Genomic DNA, 8,105 nt, shown 5'->3' on the forward strand with positions numbered 1-8,105 from the left:
AAAATATTACATAACTATTCTTTAAGCTAATTTAAATTTACAAGCTAACTAATAAAAATAATTTTGTAAAAATTAATATTAATTTAATTAAATATAGCTTAATTATATAAAATATTTTTATATAAATATATTTTTATTTACAAAATTTTATTTTATAAAGTAAAACTTAGCCATAAAAATATATTTTTTAAACTAAATTTAATAAATATAGTTATATTATTTTTCTCAGATAAGCATGCTTGTAGTTGAAAATTTACAAATTGGGAGCTCAAAATGGAATTTCTAATTTTGACGCTATTTCTGATTAGTGGGCTTATCTTATACATAAAGCCACAAATGAAGAAAATAGCAACGTCCTGTATGGCTTTGGGGTGCGTAATACTAGTTGCACTAGAATTTTACGTAAATTTATGGGTAGTCTTGCCAATAGGCAACTTTTAGGAGGGCAAGATGCAAACAAAACAAAACGAAATCCCAGCAAACGAACAAGGCTTTTTCAACCTTATGTCACTGGCCATCACTGCTCTTGTGGCACTTCCAGTTGGTATCGCCTGCTTAGTACTTGGCTTTGGGCTAGGTGATAACCCTTGCGTAATGTGCTGGGCCGAGAGGATCACGATGATAGCTATTAGCCTAATAGCGCTTTTTATCATCAGGTACGGACTAAAGCCTGGATATCTAGCAGCCCTTTTACTAATGGCTTGCTGGGGCATATTTAACGGCTTTATCCACTACAGCCTAGATGGAACATTTGGCGGCTATCTTGACATCAAACAAGGTTTTGGCCTTGAAATTTTAGGTGCCCACACTCAGTTTTGGGTTATGGTTGTTGATTTTTGTGTGATCATATTTTTGGCTCTTATATTTTTGTTTAGCAAAAATTTGGGCCTTATAATGCAAAAAAGCTCAAATGGCGAATATGGCAACTTTCTAAGCTACTTGCCACTTGGCAAATTTGCAAATTTGGTCTTTATCGTGATCATACTTGCAAACTGCGTTCAAGCCTTTATAGCTTCTGGTCCACCGCCATATCTAGGATCTAGCACACCGCCTAGAATGAGCATCGATCCTTCAAAATGGTTCTGGGAAAAAGACCACTGGGAGAGCTCACTTGACTTTAGATTTGACTGGAACCCTGAGCTTCCAGACCTAGCAAAGTAAGGAGTAAAAGATGAAAAAGATAATATTTTTTATCGCATTGGTAAGCCTTGCTTTTGGGTTTAACTTTGACATGGATAGCAAAAATGGAGCGATCCAAAACATAAAAGAGCTAGGCCTTAAAGATACGCTCACTCTAAATTTGCAAAATGATAATGCAATAACTGGTGCTGACTACGATGAGAGCAAAAAGCACTTTGCTCTTGTCTCAAACGACAATGAATTTTACATCGCAGATGAAAATTTAAAGCCTTTAAGTTATGCCAAGCACGACCGCCATTTTATAATGGAGATGGAGGCAACAGTTGGAGCTACTTGGTATAAAAATGAGCTTGGCATGATAAGTTATAACAAAACTTTTGTCTTTTATGAGCCAGCTAGCAACCTTAGTAAAGATGAGCAAAATAGCCAGTGGAGGCACCTACTGGCTGGATATGACGCATGGAAGCTAAACGACCTTGGTAACAAGGGCAGATTTTCTACCATTAGATCAAAACAGCAGTACATCTTAGGCTGGGACTACTTAGAAAGTGAGAATAAATTTTTCACAGCTAGCGTGCCAAATGACGTTAGAGACTACTGGAGTGTGGCTATATTTGATGGTGACGATAAGATGATCTTAGAAGAATTTATACCAAAAGCTGGAGCAAATTTAGAGCTAAAAGAGGGTAGAAATTTAAACAACTACTACATTACCGGTATCGACGTAGAGCCTGATGCACTCTATCTTTTAAGCAAAAATTTCTCAACTATTTTAAAGTTAAATTTGACCACCAAAGAGATATACGAGGCGTTTAGTTTTAGTGGGGTAAATAACCCAAGAGCATTAGCGATCAAAGATAATAAATTTTACATCTTCTCACGAGAAGGCAAAGAGAATAAAGTTTTTATCTTTGAGATGAAATAGCTATCAAATTTAAGGAGAAAACATGCAAAGACGTTCTTTCCTAAAAGGCACGGGAGCAGTTCTGGCAGCAGCTGGAACAGCTCCTAGCCTATTTGGTATGGAGCAATTTGAGGTGGATTTTAACCCAAAATCCTATAAGAACGAGGAAAATGTAGAGTACCACTACCTAACCTGTCCTAGAAACTGCCGTGATGCCTGTTCGATGATCGCTGAGATAAAAGACGGCAAAATGGTAAGCATAAAAGGAGATCCAAAGCACCCGCTAACGCAAGGCACAGTCTGCGTCAAGGGCCACACCTATGCCATGCACCTATATAATGCCGACCGCATCATGCACCCTATGAAAAGAGTCGGTAAAAAAGGCGAGGGAAAATGGGAGAAGATAAGCTGGGATCAAGCCTTAAAAGAGATAGCTGCAAAGCTAACTGAGATAAAAGAGAAATTTGGCGGCGAGGCTTTGACCGAGTTTGTCTACTCTGGCAACGAAGGACATATCTCAAAAACTATTGCACCGGGAAATTTCTTTGAAAAATATGGAGCTACAAGGCTTGTTAGAAACCCTTGTGACTGGCCAAGATACGCGGGCACTCCTAGCGTTATAGGTACTGACTTCTCAAAAGATGCACTTGAGATCGATGAGAGCGATATGTATATCAGCTGGGGATCAAACGAAGCTTATACAGCCGTACACTGGATAAGATTTGCTCACCGTGTTAAAAAAAGAGGCGGAAAGATCATCGTTATAAATACGATAAGAATTCCTCTAGCAAACCAAGCTGATATGTTTATCCAGCTAAAACCATCTAGCGACCCTGCATTTTGTCTAGCGGTCTGCAAATTTTTGATAGAAGAAGATCTATATGATCATGAATTTGTAGAAAAATATACCACTGGCTTTGAAGATCTAGTACACGAGTGCTCACTCTACACCTATGGCGAACTATCTGAGATGTGCGGAGCAAGTGTGGATCAGATAAAAGTCTTTGCTAGAGAGTACGCTCACGCAAAAGCACCAGCTATCATGCACGGTGACGGCGGACAAAGACACTTTAACGGAGCAAGACTTGTTCGTGCGGTTACATTTTTACCAGTTTTAACTGGCGCCTTGACAAAGCTTGGTGGCGGACTATTTTGGGCATATGTGCATGTAAAAGGCTGCTTTAATTTCGACAACTGCATGCCAGACCTATCTCCAAAAGATAAAGATGGTAAAAAGATAGAAAGACAGCAAGTAAGCTATATAGAATTTGGTAAAGGCATACAAAAAGAAAATCCAACATATCTTGACAAGCCTATAAACACGGTCATTCGCGCCTGTATCAACTACAACTCAAATTTAATGGTAACAGCGCCAAATACAAATTTGATCAAAAAACGCATAATGGACGATGACTTCTTCCTAGTTGTCCTTGATCCATATGATATCGATACTTGCGACTATGCTGACTATGTGCTACCTGGTGTTACATTTATGGAGAGTGAGGATATCCAAAACGACCAAATTTCTGGATACGTCTGCTACAACGCTCAAAGTGTAAAACCTCTAGGCGAAGCTAAGACAAATTTAGAGTTCTTCAACGCTCTTGCAAAAGCGATGGGCTATACAGAAGAGTGCTTTAACTGGGATAGCGAAACAGTTTGCAGACGCTTTTTGGATACAGAATTTGCCAAAAAACAAAACATCACCTATGAAAAACTAAAATCAGTCGGCTGGATCAAACCATTTAGAACGCCTGAAACGATGAAAGATCAGTTCCCGTACTATCCTTATGCACCAAAAGACAAACTAGTCTTTGGCACAAAGAGTGGAAAATGCGAGCTTTACTCACAAACCTTTAAAGATGCAGGCTATCATCCAGTAATAGACCTTGAAACTGACTGGGACTACTATGAAAAGAGCAATAAATTTGGTAAAGACTATCTCAAAAAATATCCGCTTTATTTCATGACGCCAGGTACTCAGCTCCAAGATAACTCAAACTGGGGCAATATGCCTTATATCTTAAAAAGAGTTATCGTTAAGGGCAATGCTGAGCTATTTATGACACGTGAAGATATGGAGGCTCGCGGTATCAAAAACGGAGACACAGTTGAGGCAACAAACGAAAAAGGAACAGCCGTCTTTACAGCAGTCGAGACAAATCAAATGAACCCAGGCATAGTCTATGCGTGGAACAACATCTGGGTAAAAGTGACAAAATCAAGAACTGGGGCAAATATACTTTGCTCTGATGGCGTTAGCGATCTAGGAAATGGCTCAACCTATACAGCTAGCTTTTGTGAAGTAAAAAAAGCAGCTAAACAAGAGATGTAAAGGGGTCTAAGATGAAAAGAAAACAAGGATTTTTATTTGATTATAACTTTTGTATAGGCTGCAAGGCTTGTGAAATTTCATGTCAAGTCTATCACAACCAAGATCCAGATATAAACTGGAGACATGTTGATGGTCTTATGATACATGAAGATGGCATAGAAAAAGAGATATTTATAACTCACTCTTGCCACCACTGCGACGAGCCGGCCTGTATGGATGTCTGCCCAGTTGGAGCTTATATCAAGCTAGAAAATGGCGTCGTACAGCCACTTCATGATAAGTGCATAGGCTGTGGATACTGCTTGATGGCTTGCCCTTATGGCTCTATCACAAAAGGCAAAGACGGCAAGGCTCAAAAGTGCAACCTCTGTGCCGAAAAACTTGAGCGTGGCGAAGAGCCAGCTTGTGTGGCGGGCTGTCCGTGTGGAGTACTAAAACTAGTTGATAGCAACGTCAGCGACAGTGCTGGTATGCAAAAAGAGATGCCAGGCTTTAAGCACTTCTTTACCAAGCCAAACATCCGCTTTTATCCAAGAATGAAGCGAAATGAATTCATACATTAAAGAGTAAAAGATGGATAAGGTCAAAGAAAAGCTTAGCGTTAGCCTTAGTGTTGAAGACTTTTTAAGGCGATTTTTCTTAGTGGAGCTTAGAGAGCAAAATTTAGATGAGCTCATAAGCCTAAGCCTTAATTTTAGTGATAAATTTAAAAATCACGACTTCATACTTTGGCTAAATAAGTGCAAAGATGATCTAAATTTGCTAGACGAGCTAAGATATGAATTTAACAGGCTTTTTGTAGGGCCAAGACACCCAAAAGCTGAGCCATACGAGTCGGTTTATTTTGATTATAAAACGATGTTTGGCGAGAAGACCATGCAGGTGCGTGGCTTTTACGAGAGCTCTGGCCTAAAGCTTAGCAAAGAGCAGTTTGATAAATTTCCAGATGACTTCATCGGATACGAGCTGCAATACCTTTACTTTCTAAGTTTCAATGCCTTGCAAGCAGACGAAAAAGAGAAAATGGATGAAATTTTACATAAAAAATATGACTTCATCCGCACTCATCCGTTTGAGTGGTTTTATAAATTTAGCTCTCGCTGTAAGGAAGCTACAAATTTAGAAGCCTATGTGAGCTTTGCTGATTTTTTAAATTTATATCTTGAAAACGAGATAGAGCAGTCAAGAGCTCTTCTAACTTTTAAGAGTTAAAAGGATAGATAATGGAACAAACAACTTGGGGATGGCTCATAGTCATATATCTCTTTTTGGGTGGTTTAGGTGCTGGGGCGTTTTTGTGCTCGGCTTTAGCCTACAAAGGTTTTTTGGGCAAGCTTGATGAGAAATTTTACAAATTTGGATTTTTGCTCGCACCAATAGCGGTCATAGTTGGAACTGCGCTTTTGCTATTTGACCTAGCACCAAGCGCAGCGATCAATCCAGCTAAGATCATAGGTCTTTACACAAGACCAGTTTCTATAATGAGTATCGGCACATATCTTCTAACATTTTTCATAATAGTTAGCGTACTCGTGCTTTTACAAGTCAAAAAAGGCGCTAAAATTTGCGATATGATGCTTAGCTTTGGCTCTCTACTAGCACTTGGAGTGATGGGATATACTGGACTACTTTTATATGTAGTAAAAGCGATCCCACTTTGGGCAAGTATATGGCTACCGATACTATTTACTATCTCAGCCATATCAACAGGCCTTAGCGCAAACGCTATATCTGTGCTAAGTGGTGGTGGCGTTTTGAGCCACGAGTCGCATAAATTTCACACTATTTTGGTGGCACTTGAAATTTTTGCCCTCTTGATGCTATTTGCAAACGTTAGAAACGAAGCTGCTGGCATGGCTAGCATAACCAAAATAGTATCAGGCTCTCTAGCGCCGATGTTTTGGATAGGTTTTATAGTGCTTGGTCTTGCACTGCCATTAATTGGCGGCAGTAAATTTATGCTACAAAGATGTGGCGTAACAAAAGACGGAGCAGTATGCGGATGCAGCGAAGGCATCAAATCCTGCGTATACAATGAATATGGTGTTTTAATCGGCGGTTTTTGCCTAAGAGCGTTTATCGTTCTTGGAGCAATCTATATATTTTAATAAACTTTCTCCCTTTAAAAACTAGGCCGGATAGGATCTGGCCTAGCTATCTAATTATTTCTCGCCAAGTGGCCAGTAAACGACTGGTTTGGCTCCAAGTCTAGCCTCACCATGATACATACCAAGCTTATCTTTAGTCCAAGCAAAGCCAGTCTTGCCAAATTTATCGATAGAGATGATACCACCACTACCGCCTAGTGCTTTTACCTGAGCTACTGCCTCTTGGGCTGCTTTTTGCACATCTTGGGTTTTATATTTATAAAGAGCTGAGACCTCGTGAGCTGCATTTACACGCATATAGATATCACCTGTGCCTGTGCAAGAAACTGCTACTGAGTCATTATCTGCATAGGTTCCAGAGCCAATTATCGGACTATCACCTATGCGGCCAGTCATTTTATTTGTCATACCACCAGTGCTGGTTGCTGCGGCTAGATTGCCATTTTTATCAAGAGCTATCGCACCAACAGTGCCAAGATATGGTCGCTCATATAAATTTAGAGAAGTTTTCTTTGTCTTTTCGCTATCAAGCATGAGCTTTTGTTTCTCCTTAGCTCTTTGGAGTGCGTCATATCTAAACTGTGTGAAAAAATACTTTTGATCAACTATTTCTAGGCCGTTTTCTTTGGCTAGTTTGTCAGCTCCCTCGCCAGCAACAAGAGTGTGCCAAGTTTTATCCATAACAACCCTTGCGCCAAGGATCGGATTTTTGATATGTCTTGCCATCGCAACTGCGCCCGCTTTTTTAGTAGAACCGTCCATAATAGAAGCGTCTAGCTCATTAAAGCCGTCAGCTGTAAATACTGCGCCCTTGCCGGCATTGAAATTTGGATCGTCTTCTAACACCATAATGGCTGCCGTCACTGCATCCATCGCGCTACCACCCTTTTCAAGCACGGCTTGGCCAGCTAAAAGCGCCTTTTTCATAGGCTCTTCGCGCACTTTAAACTCATCTTTAGTAAGCTCAAGTCCGCTAGTGCCACCATGTATGACAATAACAGGGCTAAATTTATCCTCTGCGTTTAAGAGTGAACCTGCGAATAAGGCGACGCCAGCTGCTACAAAAACAGCTTTTAAAAATGCTAGTTTCATACGCTCTCCTTTAAAAAAATTGGTAAATATTAAAAAGATAATATAATTTTATGCTTTTTGTTTAGCTTAATATAATTATATGCTTTTGTATAGGACAATGTTAAATTTAATAAATTTTACATTATGTTCGTTTGTGTCTAATAAAACTTTAACAAGAATGATAAATAAGAAACTATCAACACATCACCTCAAAAATAACTTTTTGACCGCAATATTGCAAATCAATTTAGAGGTCATGCTAATATCAAACAGTTAAGGTTCAGCATTTTAAACAAGCAATTAAATAAATATAGCATAGCAGAATTAAAAAAATAAAAAGCAAAAGCCAATATCCTATATTTAGACAAGAAATAGCAATGATAAAAAATTTGATTAATAATATAAGAATTAAAGCAGATTAACAACAAAGCCCGCAACGACCTACTTTTCCAACATCCCAGTAAGGGAGAGTATCATCAGCCAGGACGAGCTTAGCTTCTTGGTTCGAGATGGAGCAAGGCGTTTCCTCGTCTGTATAGTCACGGGC

7 protein-coding genes and 1 rRNA gene are annotated in these 8,105 nt (G+C 39.3%); 6 read left to right on the forward strand and 2 right to left on the reverse strand.

What is annotated here, in order from left to right; genetic code table 11:
• Window positions 1–450: 450 nt before the first annotated feature.
• The 6 genes from F3G86_RS04740 to nrfD are packed head-to-tail and all read left to right on the forward strand — an operon-like array spanning window position 451 to window position 6,487.
• On the forward strand, window positions 451–1,161 hold the full coding sequence (locus tag F3G86_RS04740; RefSeq protein ID WP_103645991.1) for a disulfide bond formation protein B: 711 nt from the start codon (window positions 451–453) through the stop codon (window positions 1,159–1,161).
• Between the two features lie 10 nt (window positions 1,162–1,171).
• Entirely contained in the window at window positions 1,172–2,065 is an 894-nt protein-coding gene (locus tag F3G86_RS04745) for a hypothetical protein (RefSeq protein WP_149722603.1), read from the forward strand.
• 22 nt (window positions 2,066–2,087) lie between these two features.
• Entirely contained in the window at window positions 2,088–4,379 is a 2,292-nt protein-coding gene (locus tag F3G86_RS04750) for a molybdopterin-containing oxidoreductase family protein (RefSeq protein WP_149723164.1), read from the forward strand.
• A gap of 11 nt (window positions 4,380–4,390) precedes the next feature.
• Window positions 4,391–4,942, forward strand: a complete 552-nt coding sequence (locus tag F3G86_RS04755; protein ID WP_012140509.1) for a 4Fe-4S dicluster domain-containing protein — start codon at window positions 4,391–4,393, stop codon at window positions 4,940–4,942.
• A gap of 10 nt (window positions 4,943–4,952) precedes the next feature.
• Window positions 4,953–5,591 carry a TorD/DmsD family molecular chaperone gene (locus F3G86_RS04760; protein WP_103633238.1) on the forward strand — a complete coding sequence of 213 codons (639 nt, stop codon included), beginning with the start codon at window positions 4,953–4,955 and terminating at the stop codon, window positions 5,589–5,591.
• An 11-nt stretch (window positions 5,592–5,602) separates the two neighbouring features.
• Complete coding sequence (nrfD, locus tag F3G86_RS04765; RefSeq protein ID WP_149723165.1) at window positions 5,603–6,487, forward strand: NrfD/PsrC family molybdoenzyme membrane anchor subunit; 885 nt, start codon at window positions 5,603–5,605, stop codon at window positions 6,485–6,487.
• Between the two features lie 54 nt (window positions 6,488–6,541).
• Here nrfD and F3G86_RS04770 read toward each other — a convergent pair whose 3' ends face one another.
• Both F3G86_RS04770 and rrf read right to left on the reverse strand, forming a co-directional pair.
• Window positions 6,542–7,579 carry an isoaspartyl peptidase/L-asparaginase family protein gene (locus tag F3G86_RS04770; RefSeq protein ID WP_149723166.1) on the reverse strand — a complete coding sequence of 346 codons (1,038 nt, stop codon included), beginning with the start codon at window positions 7,577–7,579 and terminating at the stop codon, window positions 6,542–6,544.
• 407 nt (window positions 7,580–7,986) lie between these two features.
• Window positions 7,987–8,105 (reverse strand): 5S ribosomal RNA (gene rrf / locus F3G86_RS04775).

It is taken from the genome of Campylobacter concisus, from assembly GCF_902460595.1.
GTDB lineage: Bacteria > Campylobacterota > Campylobacteria > Campylobacterales > Campylobacteraceae > Campylobacter_A > Campylobacter_A concisus_BL.